At 39.7% G+C, this 25603-nt stretch carries 25 protein-coding genes; 10 read left to right on the forward strand and 15 right to left on the reverse strand.

The window, feature by feature from the left end; genetic code table 11:
* Positions 1–25 precede the first annotated feature (25 nt).
* Positions 26–898, forward strand: coding sequence for a DUF2797 domain-containing protein (locus FTU09_RS04850; protein ID WP_131261455.1), 873 nt, complete (start codon positions 26–28; stop codon positions 896–898).
* Between the two features lie 81 nt (positions 899–979).
* On the opposite strand, the gene FTU09_RS04855 is transcribed toward FTU09_RS04850, so the two are convergent.
* The 3 genes from FTU09_RS04855 to FTU09_RS04865 all read right to left on the reverse strand — a co-directional run bounded on the left by FTU09_RS04855 (position 980) and on the right by FTU09_RS04865 (position 3946).
* A complete protein-coding gene (locus tag FTU09_RS04855; RefSeq protein ID WP_180079657.1) occupies positions 980–2851 on the reverse strand; it encodes a SurA N-terminal domain-containing protein in 1872 nt (623 codons plus the stop codon).
* Between the two features lie 131 nt (positions 2852–2982).
* Entirely contained in the window at positions 2983–3255 is a 273-nt protein-coding gene (locus tag FTU09_RS04860; protein WP_004976639.1) for an HU family DNA-binding protein, read from the reverse strand.
* Positions 3256–3478: 223 nt separating this feature from the next.
* Positions 3479–3946 carry a phasin family protein gene (locus FTU09_RS04865; protein WP_004976642.1) on the reverse strand — a complete coding sequence of 156 codons (468 nt, stop codon included), beginning with the start codon at positions 3944–3946 and terminating at the stop codon, positions 3479–3481.
* 195 nt (positions 3947–4141) lie between these two features.
* On the opposite strand from FTU09_RS04865, the gene FTU09_RS04870 reads away from it, so the two are divergent.
* The 8 genes from FTU09_RS04870 to fdx all read left to right on the forward strand — a co-directional run bounded on the left by FTU09_RS04870 (position 4142) and on the right by fdx (position 10324).
* Positions 4142–4789 carry a hypothetical protein gene (locus FTU09_RS04870; protein WP_180079659.1) on the forward strand — a complete coding sequence of 216 codons (648 nt, stop codon included), beginning with the start codon at positions 4142–4144 and terminating at the stop codon, positions 4787–4789.
* Between the two features lie 123 nt (positions 4790–4912).
* Positions 4913–5386, forward strand: a complete 474-nt coding sequence (locus tag FTU09_RS04875) for an Rrf2 family transcriptional regulator (RefSeq protein ID WP_004976645.1) — start codon at positions 4913–4915, stop codon at positions 5384–5386.
* A 1-nt stretch (position 5387) separates the two neighbouring features.
* A complete protein-coding gene (locus FTU09_RS04880; protein ID WP_168419046.1) occupies positions 5388–6605 on the forward strand; it encodes an IscS subfamily cysteine desulfurase in 1218 nt (405 codons plus the stop codon).
* A gap of 104 nt (positions 6606–6709) precedes the next feature.
* Positions 6710–7096: a Fe-S cluster assembly scaffold IscU gene (gene iscU, locus FTU09_RS04885; protein WP_004976649.1), complete on the forward strand. Its 387-nt coding sequence runs from the start codon at positions 6710–6712 to the stop codon at positions 7094–7096.
* 36 nt (positions 7097–7132) lie between these two features.
* Positions 7133–7453: an iron-sulfur cluster assembly protein IscA gene (gene iscA, locus FTU09_RS04890; protein WP_100241673.1), complete on the forward strand. Its 321-nt coding sequence runs from the start codon at positions 7133–7135 to the stop codon at positions 7451–7453.
* Positions 7454–7552: 99 nt separating this feature from the next.
* A complete protein-coding gene (gene hscB, locus FTU09_RS04895; RefSeq protein WP_180079660.1) occupies positions 7553–8068 on the forward strand; it encodes a Fe-S protein assembly co-chaperone HscB in 516 nt (171 codons plus the stop codon).
* A 42-nt stretch (positions 8069–8110) separates the two neighbouring features.
* Positions 8111–9970, forward strand: a complete 1860-nt coding sequence (gene hscA, locus FTU09_RS04900; RefSeq protein ID WP_180079662.1) for a Fe-S protein assembly chaperone HscA — start codon at positions 8111–8113, stop codon at positions 9968–9970.
* Between the two features lie 15 nt (positions 9971–9985).
* Positions 9986–10324, forward strand: a complete 339-nt coding sequence (gene fdx, locus FTU09_RS04905; protein ID WP_004976656.1) for an ISC system 2Fe-2S type ferredoxin — start codon at positions 9986–9988, stop codon at positions 10322–10324.
* Positions 10325–10446: 122 nt separating this feature from the next.
* On the opposite strand, the gene FTU09_RS04910 is transcribed toward fdx, so the two are convergent.
* The 7 genes from FTU09_RS04910 to FTU09_RS04940 all read right to left on the reverse strand — a co-directional run bounded on the left by FTU09_RS04910 (position 10447) and on the right by FTU09_RS04940 (position 18859).
* Complete coding sequence (locus FTU09_RS04910; protein ID WP_004976658.1) at positions 10447–11928, reverse strand: adenylate/guanylate cyclase domain-containing protein; 1482 nt, start codon at positions 11926–11928, stop codon at positions 10447–10449.
* Between the two features lie 66 nt (positions 11929–11994).
* Complete coding sequence (locus tag FTU09_RS04915) at positions 11995–12429, reverse strand: HIT domain-containing protein (RefSeq protein WP_004976660.1); 435 nt, start codon at positions 12427–12429, stop codon at positions 11995–11997.
* Positions 12430–12637: 208 nt separating this feature from the next.
* A complete protein-coding gene (gene mfd, locus FTU09_RS04920; RefSeq protein WP_180079664.1) occupies positions 12638–16099 on the reverse strand; it encodes a transcription-repair coupling factor in 3462 nt (1153 codons plus the stop codon).
* Between the two features lie 150 nt (positions 16100–16249).
* Complete coding sequence (locus FTU09_RS04925; RefSeq protein WP_131261458.1) at positions 16250–16609, reverse strand: hypothetical protein; 360 nt, start codon at positions 16607–16609, stop codon at positions 16250–16252.
* A 226-nt stretch (positions 16610–16835) separates the two neighbouring features.
* A complete protein-coding gene (locus FTU09_RS04930) occupies positions 16836–17615 on the reverse strand; it encodes a glutathione S-transferase N-terminal domain-containing protein (RefSeq protein ID WP_004976665.1) in 780 nt (259 codons plus the stop codon).
* A gap of 53 nt (positions 17616–17668) precedes the next feature.
* Complete coding sequence (gene rraA / locus FTU09_RS04935) at positions 17669–18181, reverse strand: ribonuclease E activity regulator RraA (protein ID WP_004976667.1); 513 nt, start codon at positions 18179–18181, stop codon at positions 17669–17671.
* A gap of 12 nt (positions 18182–18193) precedes the next feature.
* Complete coding sequence (locus FTU09_RS04940; protein ID WP_180079666.1) at positions 18194–18859, reverse strand: NAD(P)H-binding protein; 666 nt, start codon at positions 18857–18859, stop codon at positions 18194–18196.
* Between the two features lie 215 nt (positions 18860–19074).
* On the opposite strand from FTU09_RS04940, the gene rpsT reads away from it, so the two are divergent.
* Positions 19075–19344, forward strand: a complete 270-nt coding sequence (gene rpsT / locus FTU09_RS04945; RefSeq protein ID WP_004976669.1) for a 30S ribosomal protein S20 — start codon at positions 19075–19077, stop codon at positions 19342–19344.
* A 196-nt stretch (positions 19345–19540) separates the two neighbouring features.
* Here the strand turns inward: rpsT and FTU09_RS04950 are convergent, their stop codons facing one another.
* The 5 genes from FTU09_RS04950 to FTU09_RS04970 form a co-directional block, all read right to left on the reverse strand.
* Positions 19541–22246: a M66 family metalloprotease gene (locus FTU09_RS04950; RefSeq protein ID WP_180079668.1), complete on the reverse strand. Its 2706-nt coding sequence runs from the start codon at positions 22244–22246 to the stop codon at positions 19541–19543.
* A gap of 349 nt (positions 22247–22595) precedes the next feature.
* Positions 22596–23330 carry a histidine phosphatase family protein gene (locus FTU09_RS04955; RefSeq protein WP_167845976.1) on the reverse strand — a complete coding sequence of 245 codons (735 nt, stop codon included), beginning with the start codon at positions 23328–23330 and terminating at the stop codon, positions 22596–22598.
* A gap of 57 nt (positions 23331–23387) precedes the next feature.
* Positions 23388–24245, reverse strand: a complete 858-nt coding sequence (locus FTU09_RS04960; protein ID WP_131261461.1) for a 3'(2'),5'-bisphosphate nucleotidase CysQ — start codon at positions 24243–24245, stop codon at positions 23388–23390.
* 178 nt (positions 24246–24423) lie between these two features.
* Positions 24424–24606 carry a hypothetical protein gene (locus tag FTU09_RS04965; protein WP_179993810.1) on the reverse strand — a complete coding sequence of 61 codons (183 nt, stop codon included), beginning with the start codon at positions 24604–24606 and terminating at the stop codon, positions 24424–24426.
* Positions 24607–25153: 547 nt separating this feature from the next.
* A complete protein-coding gene (locus FTU09_RS04970; RefSeq protein WP_004976684.1) occupies positions 25154–25399 on the reverse strand; it encodes a hypothetical protein in 246 nt (81 codons plus the stop codon).
* Between the last annotated feature and the right edge of the window lie 204 nt (positions 25400–25603).

Raw genomic sequence — 25603 nt, forward strand, 5'->3', positions numbered from 1 at the left:
CCTTCATTTTCGAGAGAGTATTCTTATGGAACTACAAGGCATTTGCCATAAAATGCACGCAGGTCTTAAGGACCATAGTGTAACTGATGAACAGGTACACAAGGCAAATGTTGAATATAAATTTATTCTAGACCGTGCAGAAATTGACCTGCCTTTTCAGCTTGGGCAAGAACTTGAACTGGAATGGACGGGCAATATTTATTGTGTTTCTTGTGGTGTGAAAACACCAAAATCCTATTCGCAAGGACATTGTTTCAAGTGTTTTAAAACCAAAGCATCTTGCGATATGTGCATCATGAAGCCTGAGACCTGTCACTATCATTTAGGTACCTGTCGTGAAGATAGTTTTGCTCAAGAAGTCTGCTTTCAACCGCACATCGTATATTTAGCCAATTCAAGTGCTTTAAAAGTGGGAATCACCCGTTTAGGTCAAATGCCAACACGTTGGCTAGATCAGGGCGCAACTCAAGCCTTGCCAATTATGAAAGTCGGCTCACGCCGTTTATCTGGGCAATTGGAAGTTATGTTTGGTACACAAGTCGCAGATAAAACCGACTGGCGCAAACTACTCAAAGGCGAAGCAGAGCCGCTAAACCTAATTGAAGTGCGTGAACAACTGATTGAAGAGTTTGCGCCTAAAATTCAGACCATTCGTGATGAGTTTAGTCAAAACCTTGAATTCAACGAAACGGTAGAGCTTTTAGATCAGGAACTTCCGCGTGAATTTGTGTACCCTGTAGAACAGTATCCTGAGAAAATTAAATCGCATAACTTAGATAAAACCCCAATCATTCGCGGCAAACTGCAAGGAATTAAAGGGCAATATTTAATCTTGGATACAGGTGTCATCAACATTCGTAAATACACAGGTTATGAGCTAAAAATTCGCGCTGAATAAATCTTGAAACTGCTTACTTAATCATTTTAGATGCACAAAAAAACCAGCAAATTTGCTGGTTTTTTTGTAGATGTTCATCACTTATTTGATTTTCGCTTTCGATTTCAAATATTGCGTATAGTCATCTAGCTCTTGTTGAGCACGTAATTGTTGATACAACTGCGCTAACTCTTTCAGTTGCTCAGGCGTTAAAGCATTCGATGTAGTATCGTTTACATTTGATACAGCTACCACCACTAATTCATTTGGTATAGATGCTGTTGTTACTGACCACATACCATCTTTAGGCGCAAGCACACTAAATGCAGCACGTTCAATTTCACGCTTTAACAAACCATCTGCACGGGTGAATGTGCCTGCATTTTCAAAACGGATTTGGTTTTTCGCCAAAACGGTCGCTGCAGGTTGAGTTTTAAAGGCATCCAACGCAGCTTGAATATCTTTTTTCGCTGCATCAAAGGCTTTTTTCTCAATCAGTTTAGCTTTTACGCGGGGTGTTGCTTCTTCTAAAGTTTGCACACCTGCGGCATGGTAATTACGCACTTTCACCCATACCACATCGCCATTGGCTAAAGTAATGTTACTCGATGCGTTGCGATCGCCATTTTTCACATCATCATTAAACAATTTAACTTTGACAGATGGCTGGCTTAAAACAGGATGCTGCGCCGCCAAAGTTAAACCATTAACAGATTCGACTTTGGCCGTTTTCACTTCTTCTGCCACAACATCTAAAGCATCACTACTCACCACCAATTCATTTAAGCTGTTGATGGTATCGGTATACGCATTTTCAGTTTTGGCTTTTTGCAACTCTGCCATTAAACGTGCTTTTTGAGTTTCAAACGCAGGGACTTGAACTGTAGCACCTTCTGTTTGAATCACATGATAGCCATATTGAGTTTTAATCGGCTGTGATACTTCACCAGATTTTAAGCTACCCACGGCTTTGTCAAAGGCATCGCCAAATACGCCTGCTTCATAACCTGCAACCTCACCACCTTTGGCTTTAGACTCAGGATCATCCGAATACTTTTGTGCAGCTGCAGTAAAGCTTGTACCTTGCTTAATTTCAGCTGCGGCTTGCTCTGCAAGTTTTTTAGCTGCGGCATCATCACGCGCATCGTTGGTGATTAAAATATGTTTCACTGTCGGTACAGCAGCACCTTTTTGAGTTTCGACAAACTTTTGATAAGCCTGTTGTAACTCTGCGTCAGTGACAGCCGTATTTGCAGGTGCAATATTGGCTGGAGTCACCACAATGTAATCGACATCAACGCTAGCAACCTGTTTAAAGGCATTGGCGTGCTGTTCATAATACGCAGCAATCTCTTGTGCATTTGTGATGATGTTTTTCTTGTAGTCATCTAACTTAATGCTAGATAAATGCAAAGTACGTTGCTGGGTTTGTAAATTGGCAATTTGCTGAATATCAGACGGGCTAACTAAAGCATAATCGGTAAAGCTAGCACTCAGCATTTTTAACGCATGGTCTTGGCGTAAATTTGCCACAAGCGCCTGATTGGTCATGCCTACAGATTGCAGATAGTTCGCATACAAGCTTTCAGAAAACTTGCCATCTTGTTGGAAATTCGGTTGCTGTGCAATCATTTGTTCAATTTGTGCATCGCTCAAAGAAATCCCTAATTTCTCAGCTTGTTGTAATAACAAGGTACGTGCAACCAACGTATCTTTGGCTTTGTTTTGAATATAATTTTGATTCAATAGTGTTTCATCACCATTGGTATAGGCCAAGTATTGTTCTTTCAAGGAATTGGTCAGATTATCTAATTCTCGTTTTGAAATTTGCTGACCATTGACTGTTTGTGCAGTGTCTTCAGACTGACCTCCACTAAAATATCCTTCAATACCTACAAGTGCTAAAGGGGTCAAGAACAAGACGAGCAAAACTTTGCCCAACCAACCCTTAATAACTTTACGAAAAGATTCCATAAGTATTCCAATATTTTATTTGTGCGAGATTTTAACTGAAAACCCTCAACGAATGAATGCGTTGAAGCCGTTTATTGACATTATTAATAAAAAACGCGCCAATTGGCGCGCTTTCTTGGCATTTTAAAAGATTATGCTACTGAATCTTTTAAACCTTTACCCGCTTTAAAGCTTGGTACTTTGCTTGCTTTAATTTCAAGTGTAGCACCTGTTTGTGGGTTACGACCTGTGCGAGCAGCACGCTCTTTCACATTAAATGTACCAAAACCAACGAGGGTTACAGTATCACCCGCTTTAAGCGCTTCAGTAATAGAAGCAATTGTTGCGTCTAAGGCCTTACCTGCATCAGTCTTAGACAATCCCCCTTTCTCTGCAATTGCATCGATTAATTCTGATTTATTCATGAAAATTACGTCCTCTTAATATCGTTTATTTAAGGTCCAGAGATTTAATTTAAATTACCGTAACGCCTTTATAGCAATGCTTTGAGGGTAAAAGCAATACTCCCTGCACGCTTTTATGCAAAATAAATGGTAAAACGATGGAACTATTAGCCTCTATTCAGTTTTGCCCTAAAATACCCGATGTATAATAAAGCAACATACTTTAAGCCCCCTTTGCACAGAATTACTTTTTCGCGACATCTTCTTTTAATTGTTTATTTTCTTCAATCAACGCATCGACTTTGGCATGTAATTGCAGTACCAATTGCTCCAAATGTTGTAGGTCTTTTGCTGTCACCAAGCCAATTCTATTTAAAGAATGATTGACGCTATGGTCAATTAAACGCTCAACTTTATCTTTAGTATCAATGACCGACTCTTTGGCTTTTTCAGACACTTTTTCAACTGTTTGATCGGCAATTTCTGTAGTTTTAGATTCTAATTCCTCACCCACCTTGACCAGAGAGTCAAACAATTTATTGCCTTCTTCTTCTGCGCGTGAAAATGCACCTAAACCTGCTAGCCAAATTTGCTTGGTATATTTACGAAAATCGAGTGATGATTTACGTCCTGAGCGTAATTTATCTTTATTTTTCAATGTGGTTTCTGATTCAAGCAAATGCTCTTCTACGCTATCCGTCGTTTTTTCCATGAACCTCTCTCCTGCTTATTTTATGCGCACATAAATGTAATAAACCTACAAAATGCTTTCATAATAGCAAATTAAATACTTGATCGTTTTGCTAAACTGTTCTACAAAGCAAGATTATTCGCTGCGCTTCTTAGAATGTATTCTCAACGAAGCGCAAAACAAGGAATTCAACTTTAGATTTAGGGACTTGATTTTATGAGTGATTCGCAACAAAGACAAAGTAATCCACATTTGTTGCTGACCATGCTCATGATTGTGCTGGAAACAATTTTTAGCTTTATTCTAAAACATGATCGTGTGGTCGCTTTGCAGGCTAAAAAGTTTGTCGACCAGAAAATCACCATTAAAATTAATAGCTATATTCCTTATTTCGACATTTACGTGGAATTCAATCCAAACGGCATCTTATTTGACAGCAAAGCACCTGAACAAGCTGTCGATTTAGATGTGCGCACCACCCTCATAGATTTATTTAAAATCTTTATTTTAGGTAATCGTCGCAGTATTAAACACATGCGTATAGATGGTGACATTACCCTTAAAGATGAGTTTCGTGATCTAATTTTGCATTTTAGTGCACCCAAAGTTTTAGCTGACTGGAAACAATGGCTGAAAGAAGCACCGCAAGAACAAGAAGTGATTGGTTCTAAAAAGCGCATTGCCCCACTTTTAGACAAAATTGATGAACAACGCTCTAAGATCAACACCCTACAAGTTGAGCTTAAACAGCATAAAAACCGTATTCGTCGGATTAAACGTCGTCAAAAGCGCATTAACATCGCCTTTGGAGTAATAACAGTATTATTAATTACGTTATTAGTGTATAATTTATGGATCGTTTAAACGCATTAAAATATCAATAAAAACAGCGTAAATCCTTGCGCACGATATCATAATAAAATACTTGACTAATTTAGTCGGGATTCATACAATACCCATATCTAGTCTAATCATGTGTATCGAATCATGCGCTTAACAACTCGCGGTCGCTACGCAGTGACTGCTCTACTTGATTTAGCTTTGCAGCCAACTGAACAAACGATCACGCTTGCTGAAATTGCAGCACGTCAAACTATTTCTGTTGCTTATCTTGAGCAGTTATTCGCAAAACTTAAGCGCCACGGCTTAGTGTCTAGTGTTCGCGGTGCTAACGGTGGTTACCATTTAGCACGTAGTGCAAATGAAATCACTGTGCTAGAAATCATTGAAGCCGTAAACGAAACTGTTGATGCAACCCGTTGCGACCATAAAGGCAACTGTCAAAATGGTGCAATGTGTTTGACTCACGATTTATGGCAGGAACTCTCCCATCATATTGCCGACTATCTCGCTAAAATCTCACTTGCTGACTTAGTTGCGCGTGACAACGTACAAACTGTTGCCATTCGCCAGAACACAGCACCGTTTGATTCAGCTCTTTTATCGGTTACAGGTATTTGACATGAAACGTCCAATTTATCTTGACTACGCAGCAACCACTCCTGTAGATCCTCAAGTTGCAGAACGCATGATGGAGTGCCTGACTTTTGATGGGACTTTCGGTAATGCCGCTTCTCGTTCGCACGCTTATGGCTGGCAAGCAGAAGAAAAAGTTGAATATGCACGTGAACAAGTTGCGAACTTGATCAAAGCAGACCCACGTGAAATCGTGTGGACTTCAGGTGCAACCGAATCTGACAACCTTGCGCTTAAAGGCGTAGCACAATTCTACGCTTCTAAAGGCAAACACATCATTACCTCTAAAATTGAGCATAAAGCCATTTTAGATACTTGTCGTGAGCTTGAATCTGAAGGTTTTGAAATCACCTACTTAGAGCCACAACCACAAACAGGTTTAATTACTCCTGAAATGGTTGAAGCGGCAATTCGTCCAGATACGATTTTAGTATCTTTGATGATGGTGAATAACGAAATTGGTACCATTACCGATGTCGCTGCAATTGGCGAAATCACCCGTGCTAAAAAAATCTTCTTCCACGTAGATGCTGCACAGGCCGCAGGTAAAGTTGAAATTGACTTATCTACTCTAAAAGTAGATTTGATGAGCTTCTCTGCACACAAAATCTATGGTCCTAAAGGTATTGGTGCACTTTTCGTTCGCCGCAGCCCACGTGTTCGTTTAAAAGCACAAATGCATGGTGGAGGTCACGAACGTGGTATGCGTTCAGGCACACTTGCGACACACCAAATTGTAGGTATGGGCGAAGCGTTTGAGCTTGCTGGTCAAAACTTAGCTTCTGAACAAGCACGTTTACGTGTATTGCGTGACAAGCTTTGGAATGGCTTAAACTCAATGGAACAAGTGTTCCTGAACGGCCACCCAACTCAGAACGTAGCAAACTACTTAAATATCAGCTTCAACTTTGTTGAAGGTGAATCTTTAATGATGTCACTGAAAGATGCTGCAGTATCTTCTGGTTCTGCATGTACATCTGCAACTTTAGAACCATCTTATGTATTGCGTGCTTTAGGTCTTTCAGACGAACTTGCACATAGCTCAATCCGCTTCAGCTTTGGTAAATACACCACTGAAGAAGATATTGATCATGTACTTGAAGTCACTAAAGCTGCTGTTGAAAAGTTACGTGAACTTTCACCACTTTGGGATATGTATAAAGAAGGGATTGACCTTTCTAAAGTAGAATGGACTGAACACTAATTCATCCCAAATCTAATGGCTTTGACAGGAAGCCATTAGATTGATAAAGGTAATTTCACCCCCATATTTATATTAAGGCTGACCCCGAGGTTTGGAGAAGCGACATGGCTTATAGCGATAAAGTAATTGATCATTACGAAAACCCTCGTAATGTTGGCGTTTTAGACAAAAATGCTGAAAACGTTGGTACAGGTATGGTGGGCGCACCTGCATGTGGCGATGTAATGCGTCTACAAATTCAAGTTAACGATGAAGGCGTGATTGAAGAAGCACGTTTCAAAACTTATGGTTGTGGTTCTGCCATTGCTTCTAGTTCTTTGGTTACTGAGTGGCTTAAAGGTAAAACTTTAGATGAAGCACAAGCGATCAAGAACATTGATATTGCTACCGAACTTGCCCTTCCACCAGTGAAAGTACACTGCTCTGTATTGGCAGAAGATGCAATTAAAGCTGCTGTAGAAGACTATCGCAGCAAAAAAACTAAAGCTTAATTTGCTGGGTTTTGTGGAAAAACAAACGGAGTTTTCATGATCAATTTAACTGAAAATGCTGCAACTCATATCAGCAATTACTTAAAGAATCGCGGTAAGGGTGAAGGTATTCGCGTTGGTGTGAAAACTTCAGGCTGTTCTGGTTTGGCTTATGTACTCGAATTTGTAGATGAAGTCGATACGCACGACCAAATGTTTGAACAGTTTGGTGTTAAAGTTTTCGTTGATCCGAAAAGCCTAGTTTACCTAGATGGCATGGAAATGGACTATGTCAAAAATGGTTTAAACGAAGGTTTCGAGTTTAACAACCCCAATAAAAAAGGTGAATGTGGCTGCGGTGAATCGTTCACGGTATAACGCCACCTCCCTCTTTTTAGCTTAAAACAGTGTACAATACACTGTTTTAATTGCATTTATGCAGCCAATTTTGCACACTAATCGCGGATTCCATCTCCCATGAATCATTTTGAGTTGTTTAATCTTCCTGTTGCACTCGATATTGATTTCGCTACTTTAAAAGCTGAATTTTTAAAGCTACAGCAGCAATATCACCCCGACAAAGCCGAAGACAAAGATCAAGCCTTGATTAAATCTAGTAAAATTAATCAGGCGTTTAAGCAACTCTCTGCGGTAGACAGTCGTGCTGCATATTTACTCTCATTGAAAAAGCAAGATTATCATCTCGATCAATCCATCCATGATTTTGAATTTTTACAGGATGCTCTAGAAATTCGAGAGCAACTGGATGATGCAAGTGCTGCCGAAGACCTGCAGTCCCTCAAAGTTGAAGTTCAGCAATGGATTGATGGTTTGGTACGTGAGTTTAAAATTGACTATGCCGAAGAAGATTGGGCTGAAGCACGAGACACAGTCCGCAAGTTACGTTTTTTCATTAAAGTCATGGCAGATATAGACAAAGCTGAAGATCGTTTCTTAGATGACGATAGCTTTGATTTAGATGATGATTTTTAATTTAGTGTATTTAAATATTTAACGGGCAAAGGATTTTACATAATGGCGCTCTTGCAAATTGCAGAACCAGGTCAATCAAGTGCACCGCATGAACATCGTATCGCGATTGGTATTGACTTAGGCACCACCCACTCATTGGTTGCCACCATGCTTTCTGGTAAAGCCAAAGTGCTACAGGATGAACAAGGTCGTGTACTACTGCCTTCAATTGTCCATTATGCAGAACAAAGCAGCCAATATGGTAACGATGCTGCGCCGTTTATTACTACAGATCCTAAAAATACCATTGTTTCAGTTAAGCGCTTTATGGGGCGCTCTAAAGCAGACATCAAGTTTCAACACCCCTACACTTTGGTGGGTGAAGACACTCAAATGCCTGCTTTTGAAACAGCACAAGGTCGTAAAACGCCTGTTGAAATTTCCGCAGAACTGCTTAAGCAGCTCAAAGACCGTGCTGAAGCAAGCTTGCAGAATCCAATCAATGGTGCAGTAATTACTGTTCCTGCTTATTTTGATGAAGCACAACGTCAAGCTACCCGTGATGCGGCAGAACTCGCAGGCTTAAAAGTTTTACGCTTATTAAACGAACCTACTGCTGCTGCAGTTGCATACGGCTTAGATCAGGAAACCAATTTAGAACAAGACCGTTACTATGTTATTTATGACTTAGGTGGTGGTACTTTCGACGTTTCTATTTTGCGTTTTTCACAAGGTGTCTTTGAAGTTTTAGCCACTGGCGGTCATACTGCTTTGGGTGGTGATGACTTAGATCGTCTGATTGTAAAATGGGCAAAAAAACAGCTGAATATTGAAAGTTTAGATGATGCAGAATATGCACACTTTATTGTGTCTGCACGTAAAGCCAAAGAAGCGCTCAGCAATGCAGAAAGTGTTGAATTAAAACTGTTAGAGCACACGCTGCAATTAGACCGCGCAAACTTTGAAAGTATTATTCAGGTTGCTTTAGATAAAACCATTAGTGTATGCAAACGTGTATTACGCGATGCCAAACTTGACCTAGATGACATTCAAAATGTAGTTTTAGTTGGTGGTTCAACACGTTCTTATGCCGTACAAAAAGCTGTTCGTGAAGTATTTAATCAAGAACCATTATGCACAATTAACCCAGATGAAGTGGTTGCAATTGGTGCATCAATTACCGCCAATCAACTAATTGGTAACAGCAAAGATGGTTCGTTGCTATTAGACGTTACCCCACTGTCTTTGGGTTTAGAAACCATGGGCGGTTTGGTGGAACGCTTAATTTCACGCAATACTGCAATTCCTGTAGCACGTCGCCAAGAATTTACCACTTATCAAGATGGCCAATCTGCCATGTTGATTCATGTGGTACAAGGTGAGCGTGATTTGGTAGAACATTGTCGTAGCTTAGGTCGTTTTGTGCTACACGGTATTCCACCAATGACTGCGGGTCAGGCACGCATTGAAGTTACGTTCCAAGTCGATGCTGATGGCTTGCTCAGTGTTTCTGCTAAAGAAACCACTTCTGGTGTGACTGCAAATATCGACATCAAGCCATCTTATGGTTTATCTGAAGCAGATACCGAGCGTTTGCTGCTAGATGGTTTCAAATATGCAGAAGAAGACAAGCAATTGCGTCATTTGCATGAAACCAAAGTTGAAGCACAACGTGAACTTGAAGCTTTACAACAAGCCTTAAAAGTAGATGCACAACTATTAAGCCCAGAACAATTAGAAGCTTTAAATACTGCCAAAGCGCAGTTGGAAGCCGAATTGACTGGACAAGACATTAAAGCCATTGAACATGCTGTTGAACAGCTTAAAATACACAGTGATGCTTTTGCTGCAATTCGTATGAATCAACATATTGATACAGCACTTAAAGGCACTAAACTCGACGACTGGTCAAACTCAAACTAATTTAAGGTAAAGATTATGCCACGTATTAAAGTACTTCCACATGCGCAATTCTGCCCAGAAGGTGCTGAGTTTGAAGTCGAACAAAATGCCAACTTATGCGAAAGCTTACTTGAAAATGGCATTAAAATTGAACATGCTTGCGATATGTCTTGTGCATGTACCACTTGCCACGTTGTTGTTCGTAAAGGCTTTGACAGCCTAGAAGAAATGGATGATGTTGAAGCTGACTTATTAGACCGTGCTTGGGGTTTAGAGCCTGATTCACGCTTATCTTGTCAGGTTAAAGTGGTCAATGAAGACTTGGAAGTCGAAATTCCAAAATACACCATTAACCATGCTTCAGAAAATCATTAATCATAAAATGATGCTAATTCTAAAAAACTGCGCTACGGCGCAGTTTTTTTTATTGCACAACTTTAGATTTAAAATTTTTGAGGATTTAAAAGTTAAACGAGATCTACATTATAAGAAAAATTTTAGTGTTTTTCAGGAATATGAGTTTTGGCAATTTCTTCAACAGGTGGATGTTCAATCACTTCATCTTCAAGATTAAGTTTTACAATGCCCTGTGAGTTGGTCAGCTTTTGCTGCGTTTGAATTCTTTTAATCATTTTTTCTAATACGGTAATTAGCTCAGGATATTCAAAATTCTGCACTTCATCCAAATTAAGCAACAAATGAAAACCTTTATATTCGTAGTCAAACCAACGCTGATAATCCGACTTGCTGGCCGCATATTTTTCCATCACTTGCCAAGTTTTTACAGGACCTTGAATCCCCTTTAAAAAGATCGGTGCTTTCGGAGCACACAAATAATCATTTTTAATCAGTTTATAAGTGTCATCTGAAAGTAAAATTTCATCAACTTCGGCCGCACTTTGCAAACGCGCAGCTAAGTTAGCATCACGCCCAACAATGGTATATGCCATCCGATGTGCTGCACCGTAGTTCCCAACGTGGCAATATCCTGTACTGATACCCATACGAATATGTAAAGGCGGATAGCCCATTTTGACCCAACGTTCGCGTAACAATTTCATTTGCTGACGCATCGCAATAGCCATCTCTACACAAGTTTTAGCATCTTGTTCAACACCTTGCGTATTTGGATCACCAAAGAAAATTAAAATCGCATCACCCATAAACTTATCCACCGTCGCTTCATATTGCTTGGCAATTTCGGTCATGTGGCTTAAATAATCATTGAGCAGGAATGCTAAATCATCTGGAATTAGTGTTTCAGAAAGTTCAGTAAAGCCTTGAATATCAGAAAAGAAAATCGTCATTTTTTTACGTTTATATTCAATTTTCGCTTCCGACTCACCTTTCATAATCGATTGCCACAACTGCAAAGGTGCATAGCGACTAAGCTGATTCGCAAATTCCATATAGCGGTTCATTTGTGTGTAGTAATGGTCTTTCTTTGCCGTGGTATAGCGGATACGACGTGCCTGATAGGCACTGCCCATGCCAAAGTAAAAGATCATACATAAAAAGGCTAAAATCGTAAGTTCGGTACTGCTTTGTTCAAAATATTCGTTAAAACCAAAAATAAAAATATTACAAAAATAAAAAACTGTGACCGCCAATAAGGATGCCAATGCCACCAAAAAGAAAGAAACTTTAATATAAATGGCGGTATATAGCAGCGCAAATAAAGCGGCAAAAGTAAGTACCAAATTCAGATGTACCGCAGACAAACATACTGCGACTACCACAATATCAATAATAAACAGGATATTACGCTTGGCTTGATGACTATATTTATATTGCAGCCAACGCGAAAATTTAGGAATTATCAGTAATAAAAAAGTAAGAAAAAACGGAAGGTAAATTTGATAATTGGTATCGGCGTAGGTGTAGTGATAGACCACCATAATCAGGGATAAACTTGCATACCCGACTAAACGATGCAGAAATTCGAATTGTTTGGGATCTCTTTCCATCCAATTGTACATGAACACCGCGGCCTACTCCAATCTAGGATTAAAAAGCCACGCATCCTGCGTGGCAATTCATTTCAATTAATCCATTCGCCAGTCAAATGGCATATCGCCTTGACCACGCAGAGCAAGCATCAAGGTTTGACGCATGTGAGCCAAAACTTCATTGCTGTATGGTACAGCTGGCGTACCCCAAACTGGTTTAGGCCAAGCCACATCATTTTGATAACGCACGACGTGATGAAAATGCAATTGTGGAACCATATTACCTAAAGCCGCCACATTCATTTTATCGGCACGGAATACACGTGATAATTGGCTAGATAACCAGCTAGATTCACGTAAAAATTGTTCTTGGTCTGCCTGGCTTAATTCGTATAGTTCTGTAACCCCTGGCACACGTGGAATTAGAATTAACCAAGGGAATTGCATATCATTCATTAAACGACATGTTGACAGAGGAAAGTCGCCTACAAAAAAAGTATCTTGAGCAAGTTGTGGATGCAAACTAAACATATCTTTATAAATGACGCAAATTGTAATGATGGGTAATACTATCACATCCCTAGTGAACTGAGTATGATTCCCATCATGTTTCGATGTAAATAAAGTGCAATTTTAACCAAATTCATCATGAATAATATTCATTATAGAATCAGAGGTTTCTTAGCAAATATTCATAAATTTACCGATATGATATTTGGATCAATTTGCATTTTTAAACTCAGCTGTGCAAAGTTTTTAGCAGGCTGTTTAATAGATCGGCAATAAATTGAATCCGCTTTTCAGCTTCCTCCAACATCACCATCACTTTTAAACGCTGTCCACCATCCATACGGAAATAGGTCGGATGTTTTTGCATCATTTGAATGATGCTCATGGCTTGCACAGGTGTATCTGGTGAAAATTCGATATGACCGCCATTTGTACCAATATCAATTTTAGTGATGCCCAACTGCTCTGCTTTTAAACGCAGTTGATGTACAGCAAATAATTGTTTCACCGCTTGTGGTGGAATACCAAAACGGTCAATCAACTCCATACGGATATGATCAAGCTTTTCTTGAGTATCGGTATTACTAATGCGTTTGTAGAACAATAAGCGCTGATGCACATCGCCCAAATAATCATCTGGAATTAAAGCAGGCATGTGCAGGTTGATTTCTGCAGTTAAAGACAATGGTGCATCGAAGTTAGGGGTTTTACCTTTTTGAATGGCTTTGGTGGCTTTTTCCAGCATTTCCATATACAGGCTATAACCAATAGCTTGCATTGAACCGCTTTGTTGCTCACCCAGTAATTCGCCCGCACCACGAATTTCCAAGTCTTCGGTTGCCAGCATAAAACCTGCACCCAAAGTTGAGGCACGCTGAATCGCATCCAAGCGTTTTTCAGCATCGCCTTTTAAGCCCTTAATGGAAGGTACCAGCAAATACGCATAAGCTTGGTGATGCGAACGTCCAACACGACCACGTAGTTGGTGCAACTGCGCCAATCCGAGTTTATCTGCACGTTCAATTAAAATGGTATTGGCATTTGGAACATCAATCCCTGTTTCAATAATGGTTGAGCAAACCAACACGTTATATTCTTTATGATAAAACTGCTGCATGACTTGCTCTAATTCACGCTCGCGCATTTGCCCATGCGCAACTGCAACCCGCGCTTCTGGTACCAATTCACGAATGGTTTCAGCACTACGCTCAATGGTTTCCACTTCATTATGCAGGAAATACACCTGACCACCACGTAACAATTCACGTAAAATGGCTTCTTTCACCGTATCGCCTGTATGCTCTTGCACAAAGGTTTTGACCGCTAAACGGCGTGCAGGTGGTGTAGCAATAATGGATAAATCGCGCATACCGCTAAATGCCATATTTAAGGTACGTGGAATTGGCGTTGCGGTTAAAGTCAGCATATCCACATCGGCGCGCAGCGCTTTAATACGTTCTTTGTCACGCACCCCAAAACGATGTTCTTCATCGACAATCATTAAACCCAACTGCTTGAACTGAATATTTTCTTGCAGAATTTTGTGCGTCCCAATCACAATATCGACTTTGCCTTCAGCTAAATCTTCAATGGTTTTTTGATGAGATTTGCTTGAACCAAAACGCGATAAGACTTCAATACGCACAGGCCAGTCGGCAAAACGGTCTTTAAAAGATTCATAATGCTGTTGTGCCAACAATGTGGTCGGAACCAATACCGCGACTTGTTTATTATTCTGTACCGCGACAAATGCAGCCCGCATGGCGACTTCGGTTTTACCAAAACCAACATCACCACAGACCAAACGATCCATTGGTTTTGCCAGTTGCATGTCATGTAAAGTCGCTTCAATTGCATTGGCTTGGTCTAGGGTTTCTTCATAAGCAAAGCCACTGGCAAATTGCATATAAAGACTATGATCCAACTCAAAAGCAAAACCCGGTTTAGATTGACGACGTGCCTGAATATGCAGTAATTCTGCTGCCACATCGTGAATTTGTTCCAACGCTTTGCGTTTGGCTTTATTCCATGCATCTGTGCCTAATTTATGCAAAGGCGCAAGGTCTGGATCACCACCGCTATAACGGCTGATTAAATGCAAATTGGTAACAGGTACATACACTTTTGCAGCATCGGCATAATCAAGTTGTAAAAACTCATGCTCTTGCTCATCAATATTTAAAGTAATTAAACCTGCATAACGCCCTACGCCATAATCAATATGTACCACAGGTGCACCAATGCTTAACTCGGTCAAACTGCGAATTAAAAACTCTTCAGAAACTTCCTGCTGACGTTTACGACGGCGCTGCACCACACGATGTTCATACAACTGATTTTCTGAGATTACACTCAATTGATCTTGAATGACCAAGCCGCGATCTAAAGGTGCATTGGTAATCGCAATGGCTTGTAAAGACTGCTGAAATGCCTCAAAACTCTCCACTTGTGGAATTTCACCCAAAGCGGCACGCAACGCATCTTTTAAGGTTTCACGACGACCTGCACTTTCTGCCACCAATAAAACAGGATGATTGGCCGCATCAATATATTGCTTAACGGCATGAAAGGGTTGTTCTTGTTTAGGATCAACCGCCAAACGTGGTGGTACAAGTGTGCTTAAGTTCACTACACCTGCTTTTTGCTCAAAAGCTTCGGGCGATGCAATCACACGTCCAAATTGATTCAGTTGTTCTAATAATTGATTTGGTTGTAGGAATAATTGCTCAGGCGGCAAAATCGGCTGGTCGATGTTATGACGTCTGTCCTCATAACGATACAGCACATCTTTCCAAAATTGAGTTAAACAGTCATCCACCGCCTTATCTGTAATGACAATGCAATGCTTTGGTAAGTATGAAAGTAATGTATTTTGACCTTCAAACTGTGCTTGAGTGAAGAATAACGGAAAATAAAACTCTAAACCAGGCGATGCAATGCCTTCTAACACATCCTGATACACAGGGTTCTTTTTCGGGTTTGCCGTTGGGAAACTTTCTGCATAGCGGTCACGGAAAATCGCACGACCTTCTTTTAATGGAAATTCTTTGGCGGGTAAAACCGTAAAATTCTGCAAACTTTGGGTGGTACGCTGCGTTTCTGGATCAAAAAACTTTAAGGTTTCAACTTCATCATCAAATAAATCAATACGGATGGGTGCTTCCTGTCCCGAAGCATAAATATCCATAATACTGCCACGCACAGCGAATTCACCATGATCATAGACTGTATCGACCAGATGATAGCCTGCTTGTACCAAACGCTGCTTTTGTTGTTCCAAAGCAAACTTTTGCCCAACACGAATATCGAAATGCTCGCCTAACACCCATGAGGTTGGTGCAACACGTTGTGCCAAAGTGGTTGCCGAAACCAACAATACACCTTGCTGCGGCATATTGGATAAAATCGCCAAACGCTCCGACACAATATCTTGATGCGGTGACAAGCGGTCATAAGGCAAAATTTCCCAATCGGGGAAAATAGTCGGTTTTACCCCGTAAAATTCTAATTCGCTTTCTAACTGCGCCAAATGTTGTTGATTGCGCGCGACAATCACAAATAAATGCTGATTCTGCTGACCAATTTCTTTAAATAATAATGCTGCGGCAGAACCTTGTAGATTACCAATCCAGCGTTTTTCGCCAGCTTTCAGTTGTGCTAAATTGAGTTGGGAAATTTCGTGTTGGAACATGTATATAGCTTTAGGGTCTAAACAACATGGGGCTTATACTAGCACGATGAATTGACGGTTTTACGTAATTTTTTTCATCCACCATTACAGCGTATTTAATTGCAAAATTTTATAAAACAGCGAGCTTTAAAGTTTGATACACACGCCTCTTTACTTTTGATCACGTAAAAACTGTCGATAATAATCATTCAATTTTTTAACAATCGCTTTAAATTCCAGTAAGTTTTCTTCGGTATTACCAAGCATTGTGTTAAAACGCTGTTGCGCAATTTCCAGATCAATTTTTTCATTGATAATCATAGCTGTAGAATACAGCTGTGCCAAATCATCAAACTGCTGCATACGGCGGTTGGATAAATAATTTAAACGCTCTGCCAAAACATCGTTAAGCAAAATACCATCGACCATATAGCCTTGTTCCGCATCCCATTGAATATTCTGTGCTTCTAAATAGGCAATTTCTTCGAGATTGGCTTTATTTTTAAACAACCCTGTAAGTTTGCTGAACATTTTGAACCTATAAATTGGCGAAATCAAAGTGAATGCTGCAGAGTTTAAATGCTTCACTAAAATAGATGCAACTGATCAGGGTGATTTATGCTCCCCTGATGTTATAAGTCAGTGTTTCAACCCCACTTTGCTTAGGCTATTTATAATGATGCATATTTTGCATCCTGCCAAATGCAAAAAAGCATCTTGAAGATGCTTTTATAACAATCAAAAAATGACTTAAAGCTTATTTGCCATAAGTTTGCTGTAAATACTTCACAATCTTAGCTGATTCAAAAAGCTGAGTCTGGGTATTTGGATCGATTAAAAATGGGACTTGAATATTATCACCCATGACTTTTAATACCTGCTCACGCTTACCACCTGCCAGTGGCACATATTTACCCGGTTTTAAACGTAATTTTGCCAAGCCTTGATCTTGCCAACGCTCTTTGGCTACATTATGAAATTTGAATGGCAACTCCAGTTCAGTCAATACACCACGTACTACACGTGTATAAGGACTTCCCTCAAAACCCCACAGTTCAATCAGTTGTTCAGGTGCAGCGCGCTCTACAATTTTCTGGTTAATCCACACACCACGTGCACCATTCAATAACGTGCCTGCAAGTGCAACATAAGGAATTTTAGGAAAATGCGCGTATTTTTTTGGCGTTTTTCCACTTTTGCCATAATGTTTGAATAAATGATGAATGATCTGCTGTGATTCATAGAGCTGATCACCTGTATTTTCATCAATTAAAAATGGAAACTGAGTTTTACCACCCAGTTGTTTCACCAAAGGTCGATATTTTGTGCCGCCTTTGGGGCATGGATAAACCTCATAATCCAAATTTAACAAGGTCATGACTTCGCGTACACGACGGCAAAATGGTGAACCTTCAAACTCATATAACTTTAAGGCTTTTTCGGGTTGCTTAGGAAATGCTGTCCCATTCACTCCACGTCCACCTTCGGTGAGCATAGATGCCACTGCCTGAATGACTTTAATTTGATGATGCACCATTTTGTTTTCCTTGTGATGTGCTCAGCAATTTGATGACTGCGCCATCAAACCGCTTATAAATCGACCAACTTTTCTTTTGCCACAATAATACCGTTGTTATCAGCATAGACATAATCGCCCGAATTAAAAGTGACTTGTCCGAAATGCAAACTCACATCCACTTCACCCACGCCTTTGCGGTTACTTTTTTGTGGAATTGAAGCCAAAGCATGTACGCCTAAATCAAGTGCTGCAATTGCATCGACATCACGTACACAGCCGTAAATGATCACGCCATTCCAGTGATTTTTCACTGCGGATTCAGCAATCAAGTCACCCATTAAGGCACAGCGCATAGATGCCCCACCATCTACCACCAAAACTTTGCCTGTGCCATCGGTTGCCAATAACTCTTTTACACGTGAGTTATCTTCAAAGCATTTTACAGTCACAATTTGACCACCAAAAGTTTTACGTGCACCGTAACTTTTGAAAAATTTACCATCCAAAGATGGAATCACCACTTGAAGGTCATGTTCTGGATGGTCATCTAATAAGTCACAAGTTACGAATGGTACTGTAGACACGTTGTTCCCCTTTTACTTGGTTTTTTGTATTTGTAAATTATCATAAATTTGAAATTTATGAATTTGCGATTGCGCTGCCTCGACCATAGTATGAGCCACTTGCGTAGCACTTACTGGCTTATATGTAAAATGATCGGGAATAAATCGTGATATTTTAAGATACAGCTTTTGTCCTAAATCTTCTAAACGCCGTTGTTCGTTGCGCTCACCCAATAATAAAGATGGACGCAAAATTGATACTTTGTCTAAATCCAAACTTTCAATATATTGTTCTAGCTCACCTTTGACACGATTATAAAATACGGCTGATTTGGCTTCTGCTCCCAAAGCACTGACCAATATGTAATGCGTACCCTTCGCCTGCAATAATTCGGCAAAATGTGCATTGATGGTATAGTCCACAGCATAAAATCCCTGCTTTGAGCCTGCCTTTTTTAAGGTTGTGCCTAAACAACTGAATGCATGACTATAACCGCTCACATCTTCATCATTGAGCAATAAAAAGTCTTCGAGGAGTAACGTCTGGACTTTTTCTAAGCGATTTAATTCCGAGTAAGGTCTACGCAAAACAACGGTGATATTTTTACATTCAGGCAGCTGATTAAGCTGTTTGACCAATTGCTGCCCAACTAAACCATTCCCACCAATTACAATTGCATTTTGAATAGAATTTGTCATTTTTTAAACAATCTCTGAGGCTTAAAGCTAATCTACCTGTTTCTTTCTGATTTTTCTGCAGCTAAAATGTTGTCAAAGCATGTCAAGACTTGACTTAACTGTCTAGTTTCATCAAAATATGGCACTTGTTTACGGGCTGGTGATAATTCTTCTGATGTTGGTTTTCGGAAGTAATTGCAGCCCGCCCAGACCAATCTATTTCAAGGAGTGCACGAGTGGCAAACTCTGCTCAAGCTAGAAAACGTGCTCGTCAAAACGTTAAAGCACGTAAACACAACGCAAGCTTACGTTCTATGGTTCGTACTTATTTAAAACGCACAATCGCTGCTATTGCTGCAGGTGATTATGCGGTTGCTACTGAAGCTTACAAAAAAGCTGTTCCAGTAATTGACCGTATGGCTGATAAAGGCATCATCCATAAGAACAAAGCAGCTCGTCATAAGAGCCGTTTAAACGCTCAAGTTAAAGCTTTAGCTTCTAACTAAGTGTTAAACAAAAGAAGCCCGTTAAGGGCTTTTTTTGTGCCTGCTGTTTCGATAATTTATCAAATTAAGCAATCTTTAGTTTCTGCACGCCAATTACATCACTTCAAATACACCTGCCACCATAAAATAAAAAACACCTCCTGAACTGGTCAAAAGGTGTTTTAAATTAATGAAGATGAATAATTCAGACGAAGAATTATTTCAGCATCAGTCGTAAATTTTGTGGACTTAAATAAGCCAGTTGCAAACTGTTATTAGCCTTTAATTGCGTCCATTGCTGATTCGCACCACCTGTGCAACCATAACGAATTAAACGCGCGCGGTTTTCTTTTAGGTAGCCATGCTCTAAATCAAAGCACTGATTCCCCTGACGAATCGTTCCCGAAGCTGTGTGCATTTCCCAGACCTGACTGTCTTTAGATGTACTGCAGCTTGCAAGTGAGACCACATTGCCGTTGTTGGTTAAGCACTGATCCATTTCTGCTTTGCTGTGAATACGCCCCAAACCATCATAAATCCACTGCTCAGTTGCATCGCCTGTACAGCCACTTGCTCCACTAATGTAAGCATTTTTCTGACCACTCGCCAAAGTTTCAACTTTCAAACAGTTATTTCTGTTTTTCATTAGTGTTGCTTCAGCCACAATATTTTCATTGCCTAAACCCAATCGCTCCACAAAATTGTGCAATGCTGTTTCCGCTTCAGGCTTAGTCTTTTCTAAATCGGCACGATAAACATTCATCCAGCGGTTTAAACGATAAATCGTATTTTGCTGTTGTTCATAACGCTGTAATTGTTGCTGTGCAGTTGCACTTAGCTCTTGACGATAATCTGCATAAGAATCATACAATAGTTGTGCAGCAGGTTTTAAAGCCACCACAGCTTGACTGGCTTGCGCTTCCAACTGCTTCTGAAAATCAGGCATTTCAACTTTTCTTAAAGCTTCATAGCCATGTGTACGACCAATTTTTACCGCAGGTTGAATACTATCGCTATATTGCGGAATATTCAGTATCGATAATAACTTCTCGGCATGATTGGCTTTTTTACAGTATAAATTCACCTGTTTTGGCTGCTCAGCAAGTGCTAAATTGACATGCAGTTTATTGGCATTGCTGGTCATACGGTTAGGTGCCAATGCCACGTTCTGATTACGATTGGCATATTGAACATCTAACCAACATGCGGCATTTTCAGCAGCACGATTTGCCACAGGTAAATTATAAACATTACCCCAGTTACTGCGTGCAGCAGGATACAACACACCTTGCTGAGTTTCAGGATCATATCCGCCAATAATAGTAATTACAGGCACACCAAATAAGCGCGGTTTTAAATAATATCCATCGGCACTGTTGTACCAGACCTGATTGGAGCTTGGTACTTTTGGATAAACCACTTCCATTTGGCGTGTGTCTTTATTCCAAATTTTATAACCACTTGGTGAGCTTTCATCCCAAACATGTCGCGCCCCAAAGTGGGGTTGAATCCGAATATGGGTACTGTAACCCGTGTAATGGGTATAACGCGAAATGCTACTGTTGGTTGCACCACCTGACATCGCATCCCAACCATAAGCATATTGTTTCAGGAAGTTAGGCACACCATTTTTGCCATCACCCAAGTTTCGAGTATGCCACGCCAAGTTGCCACGCATTTTATTACGATACGCAATATAGCCCCAACCGCTGTCTGCATGGTGTGCAGCCCAGAACATATTTTCACCTTGTGAACCCGAATAATGCCCAAGACCATAATGATGCCCAATTTCATGGCTAAACTCGTTGCCCACAGAATCATACAGGGTCAACATACCATTACCGCCACTTAAACCATGCGTTTGATCACCATTTGTATATTTACCTCGTGCATGATGGGCAATTACAGTTTGTGTAAGTTGTGGCTGTTGCTGACTTTGCATAGAGGCACTGGTCACACCCCAGTTGGCTAAGTTAATTCCCACACTAAAGGTCGATTTTGCAGTATTTTCCCGCATGTCCCCCGAATAGACACCACCTTCACCCGCACTTTGGGTATCGTAAATCGTGCCGTTGGCGACCATCACTCGATCTAGCTGAATGTCATCATATTTTGCCACGGTCATTTGTGCCGCAGGAATGGTTTGGAAATAATCGGTACCCGCTTTTTCAGGCTCTAATAACATATAATGCCCGCCCGATTTCGGTGGTGCAGTTAGTAGACCGATACGAATATTATTGAGTACCAATTCACCCGGTGCGGCAAAATCAATTTTTTCTGCTTCGAGTGCACCAGTACGGTTTTTAGAATCGACCAAACGCAGCTTTAAACCGGGACGTACTTCATCCCAATTTAATTTAGCCGACCACGCACGCTTACTATACAACACCTCAGCACGACCATCTTGATTGCTCTGGTCTGAAGCAGGAAGCTGGGTTGGATCAAGTAAAGCAACACGACGTAACAAGCGTTCATTTTGATACACTTCAAGCTGCAAAGTGTCGATATTGTCCATGCCCTGATTTGGTGTAACCAATAATAATGCTTCTTTTTCTGCGGTCAAACGTGGCATTTTTTTCGCCTCGTTACCATTCGGATCAACCACATGCCCTTGAGCAAATTGAATCATTGCCTGAAAATCACCTTCTAAATCATTACGCACTTCACGTGATTCAGAATTGGCGTTGTAATCATAAAACCCAAGTGCCGATTGATTGATGACATCTTGTGTAGGTTCAGGGTAAGGATTAGCCACATTGCCCACAGGTGGTTGCTGAGGATTTTCCGGTGGTATTGGATTTTCTTGATTTGAATTCCCAGCGGTATCTCCCTCGCCACCACCGCCACCACCACATGCAGCAAGCATGGATGATAATATACATACGCTTAATAGACTAAGCGAAAACCGAGTCACACTTTTCATTATTTATTCCACCCCAATGTCAATTTATGACAAAAAATATAAAAATAAACACATATTTTTCAATAACTTGTATTTTTATATTAAATAGATGTATAAAATTATGCAATTCTCAAGTTTCATATCGCTTTATATTTTCAACACAATTTTATTAATTTTTCTTTATAAAAATCAGCGAATTTTTAAAGCAGCACACAGATTGATAGACAATATTTGATCGAGTTTGCGCTCACAACTGCATAAAATGAAGGAAAAAAAGAGAATAAAATTTGAATTATTTTTTTTAATTTCTGACAGACGGTATTCTATCGTACTGAATGGATAGCACTAGAATATGCGTTCAATGTTCTGCTTAAACTTTCTGACGAAATTGCGAGATATCTAAAGTGTGAATCTGACCGCGCCAAATCCATTTTAGCTTGGATTCTAAAAACTCATCACCTTCAAACCAAACGAATAAACCTTCCATCATGTCTGGCCAATCGGCTTGCGTGACTTCATTACGTCCAGAAATCACCGCGATAATTGCAGCTAAAATCGTATCATGACTCACAGCCAAACTCAGTCCGTATTGGTTGGTTGGATGGGTGTTATAAATCAGCTCAAGGACATCCACGACACCATGAATCGGATGTTTCATGCCGGGCAAGGCATTATTCACAAAACTATTAATAAAGCCTAAAGCACCCTGTTTCTGAAAATATGGGCCTGCCTGTTTGATATCAAGTACAAAGCTTCCTGGTTCCACCAATAAACCTTGTTCTCTAATTTCAATGTGATGGGTATTTGGTTCAAGGGTAATGCCATCTGCCCCACGAATCATTAAAGCAGCCGTATCGACACAACGCTGAATAGGACTTGAAATACAGTGTTGAATCACCCGATCTGTATTTCCAACCAAGTAGCCTCCCCATGCTTCGGCTAAATCGCGACCTTGTTCGGTCAATTGTAAATTATAGCCAGCCAAACCCTGACCAACGACAATTTCACGAATAGAATGACGGGTAAACAAAGTCACAGGCGTCTGAGCATCAGGCAATAAATCAATTGCTTTAAGCATACTTGCAGGGAGTAGTTCTAATGCCATGATCTAGCCAAAATTTTAACTTGGTTGCTTGACACTATACCATGTTCAGCACTTTGCTCAATCTGACTTCGCCATAAGTCCAAGTGCTTGTAAGGCAATCTGTTTCATCTGCGTATTTTTATAGGCGATAAAACCACCATTTAACAATGTATCGCGCTGATTATATAAAAATGCCCGCCCCTGAAAATCGACCAATCCACCACCTATTCGTTCCAATAAACATTGTCCTGCACTGGTGTCCCACTCAGAAGTCGGATGAAAACGTGGGTAAATATCGACACGATCTTCCAAAATCATGCAGAATTTATAAGCACTACCTGCTTTTAGTTCTTCAAAATTGGTCAACTGCGCCAAGCTTTTTAAATAGTCTGCATAGTGTGATTTTTTTTGACTACTGTGGCTTAATCCAATTTTTAGAACTGAAGATGTTACCGTGGGTTCAGACTGATAGAGATACCATTGCTGAGTTAAAATATGATATTTCAATGGCATACCCTGTTCAGGACAAAAATAAATAGTTTGCTCGCCTGGTACTGCAAGTACTGCAAAAGTTGTTTGCACACCACAAATTAAACTTAAATTAATGGTAAATTCAGGACGTTGATGTAAAAACTCTTTCGTGCCATCTAAAGGGTCAAGCAACCAAAATTGCTGCCATTGCTGACGTTGGTCTTGCTCACCTTCTTCGGACAACACAGGTAAATTGGAGATTTTTGCCAAAGCCTGCATTAAATAATAATTGACTCGATAATCGGCTTGCGTAACAGGAGAATCATCGGTTTTCTTTTCTACATCAAAAGCAGCACCTGAACAATAATCTTGAAATTCCTGATTTAAAATTTCACACGCCTGCTGCACGATTGGCAATAACTGTAAAATTAAAGTATGCGTTGGCGCCTTTGTTTTTATAAACATAACTATCCTTTTTAGACTGTATCTAAAGGTCTAATTTTTCATTACTTTCATAAAAACATTGTAATAAAATTTACGGCTGATGCGTAGTTACAATTCAGCCTCTAAACATGCTAAATCAAGACTTTATGTATCAAGGCAATTCGTTTTCACTTAAGTTTTCTATTTATTGAGTGCTTAGTTAATTAATCTTTAAATGGATTGGATAAGCTTTTTTAAACATCGATAAAGTGAGTGCACCACTAACCAATAATAAAATACCCACAACCACCAAATAAGTTTCACCACCAAAAAAACCAATAATAATTGCAGCAATACCCAATAAACCCAAAATAGTGGTAATGGCAATTCCTAAAATAGACATCACAATTCCTTTTAAATTTATTTAATCATGAAAAATTGTCACTATTCTCAGGTATCGTTCTGTCATATTCATGCCTCTTTTGATAGTTAAAGCGTAACATTTTAGCGCACTTTGCCACATTTATATACAGAACTTATACTGAAATAGACTAAACACGACCTATTACATTTCACTGAGTTTGCTGATTAGCTTAAGTGCAGATTATGACAACTTGATGCATTTTATTTAAACAAACGAAATAACTGTACTTCCTCTGAAATAAGTTTTTTTCATACATGATTTTAAGCCTCTAATTCAGCACCCTCATCCTCTTGCGGAATATTCCTCATCTTGAGCCATACATGGCGCAAGAGAAGAAACTTTCAATACTAATTTTACTAATGATTTATGATCAAATTTTGACTTATAAAAGAATTCCAATTCATTCCAAACCATTCATAGAATTAAGGTATAAAAAAGCCCGATCTGCATCAATCGGGCTAGATTTAAAGGTACACAAATTTGTACACATAATAAAAATCAACCTAGATTTTAAATCAAAAATTAATCAATCCTTTTCCAAAAAAGTTAACTCCCCTTCATCTGAGGTAATTTTAATTTTCACTTTACGATAACTACGTTTATCTGGGTTTAATGCCGACTCTGAAACATGATGGGCGAATTTTTCATCGCCCATTAAATGCGCAAATAATTTATAGCCGATACGCATTTTCTTAATTTTTTTCTTCTTTTTCTCAAACTCATCGAGTTGTTTATCTAAGTGTTTTAAATCTAAATACTGTTGTTCAGCCATTACTAGCTCCCTAATTTAAAAAATTTACCACTCAATTTCTATGCTTATACAGACAAACAAATACAGAAATATGTCAAAAAAATTGTTTTTTGTGAACGCTACAGTTACTTTTTACAACTGCCCCATCTCACCTATTTATATGCAACACCTGCACAGTGCTTATCTGTTTAGCCTAACACAATTTGGCGAATAATCAGACAGCAT

The organism is Acinetobacter sp. YH12058, from assembly GCF_013419805.1.
In the GTDB taxonomy this organism is placed as follows: domain Bacteria; phylum Pseudomonadota; class Gammaproteobacteria; order Pseudomonadales; family Moraxellaceae; genus Acinetobacter; species Acinetobacter towneri.

What these genes read in the sequence shown, in the direction of transcription:
- hscA (WP_180079662.1), top strand. Translation starts at nt 8,111, where the DNA reads ATGGCGCTCTTGCAAATTGCAGAACCAGGTCAATCAAGTGCACCGCAT.
- FTU09_RS04925 (WP_131261458.1), bottom strand. Translation starts at nt 16,609, where the DNA reads ATGTTCAGCAAACTTACAGGGTTGTTTAAAAATAAAGCCAATCTCGAA.
- FTU09_RS04850 (WP_131261455.1), top strand. Translation starts at nt 26, where the DNA reads ATGGAACTACAAGGCATTTGCCATAAAATGCACGCAGGTCTTAAGGAC.
- fdx (WP_004976656.1), top strand. Translation starts at nt 9,986, where the DNA reads ATGCCACGTATTAAAGTACTTCCACATGCGCAATTCTGCCCAGAAGGT.
- FTU09_RS04965 (WP_179993810.1), bottom strand. Translation starts at nt 24,606, where the DNA reads ATGTCTATTTTAGGAATTGCCATTACCACTATTTTGGGTTTATTGGGT.
- mfd (WP_180079664.1), bottom strand. Translation starts at nt 16,099, where the DNA reads ATGTTCCAACACGAAATTTCCCAACTCAATTTAGCACAACTGAAAGCT.
- FTU09_RS04940 (WP_180079666.1), bottom strand. Translation starts at nt 18,859, where the DNA reads ATGACAAATTCTATTCAAAATGCAATTGTAATTGGTGGGAATGGTTTA.
- FTU09_RS04915 (WP_004976660.1), bottom strand. Translation starts at nt 12,429, where the DNA reads ATGTTTAGTTTGCATCCACAACTTGCTCAAGATACTTTTTTTGTAGGC.
- FTU09_RS04855 (WP_180079657.1), bottom strand. Translation starts at nt 2,851, where the DNA reads ATGGAATCTTTTCGTAAAGTTATTAAGGGTTGGTTGGGCAAAGTTTTG.
- hscB (WP_180079660.1), top strand. Translation starts at nt 7,553, where the DNA reads ATGAATCATTTTGAGTTGTTTAATCTTCCTGTTGCACTCGATATTGAT.
- FTU09_RS04960 (WP_131261461.1), bottom strand. Translation starts at nt 24,245, where the DNA reads ATGTTTATAAAAACAAAGGCGCCAACGCATACTTTAATTTTACAGTTA.
- FTU09_RS04875 (WP_004976645.1), top strand. Translation starts at nt 4,913, where the DNA reads ATGCGCTTAACAACTCGCGGTCGCTACGCAGTGACTGCTCTACTTGAT.
- FTU09_RS04910 (WP_004976658.1), bottom strand. Translation starts at nt 11,928, where the DNA reads ATGTACAATTGGATGGAAAGAGATCCCAAACAATTCGAATTTCTGCAT.
- FTU09_RS04930 (WP_004976665.1), bottom strand. Translation starts at nt 17,615, where the DNA reads ATGGTGCATCATCAAATTAAAGTCATTCAGGCAGTGGCATCTATGCTC.
- FTU09_RS04880 (WP_168419046.1), top strand. Translation starts at nt 5,388, where the DNA reads ATGAAACGTCCAATTTATCTTGACTACGCAGCAACCACTCCTGTAGAT.
- FTU09_RS04955 (WP_167845976.1), bottom strand. Translation starts at nt 23,330, where the DNA reads ATGGCATTAGAACTACTCCCTGCAAGTATGCTTAAAGCAATTGATTTA.
- iscU (WP_004976649.1), top strand. Translation starts at nt 6,710, where the DNA reads ATGGCTTATAGCGATAAAGTAATTGATCATTACGAAAACCCTCGTAAT.
- FTU09_RS04860 (WP_004976639.1), bottom strand. Translation starts at nt 3,255, where the DNA reads ATGAATAAATCAGAATTAATCGATGCAATTGCAGAGAAAGGGGGATTG.
- FTU09_RS04870 (WP_180079659.1), top strand. Translation starts at nt 4,142, where the DNA reads ATGAGTGATTCGCAACAAAGACAAAGTAATCCACATTTGTTGCTGACC.
- FTU09_RS04950 (WP_180079668.1), bottom strand. Translation starts at nt 22,246, where the DNA reads ATGAAAAGTGTGACTCGGTTTTCGCTTAGTCTATTAAGCGTATGTATA.
- iscA (WP_100241673.1), top strand. Translation starts at nt 7,133, where the DNA reads ATGATCAATTTAACTGAAAATGCTGCAACTCATATCAGCAATTACTTA.
- FTU09_RS04970 (WP_004976684.1), bottom strand. Translation starts at nt 25,399, where the DNA reads ATGGCTGAACAACAGTATTTAGATTTAAAACACTTAGATAAACAACTC.
- FTU09_RS04865 (WP_004976642.1), bottom strand. Translation starts at nt 3,946, where the DNA reads ATGGAAAAAACGACGGATAGCGTAGAAGAGCATTTGCTTGAATCAGAA.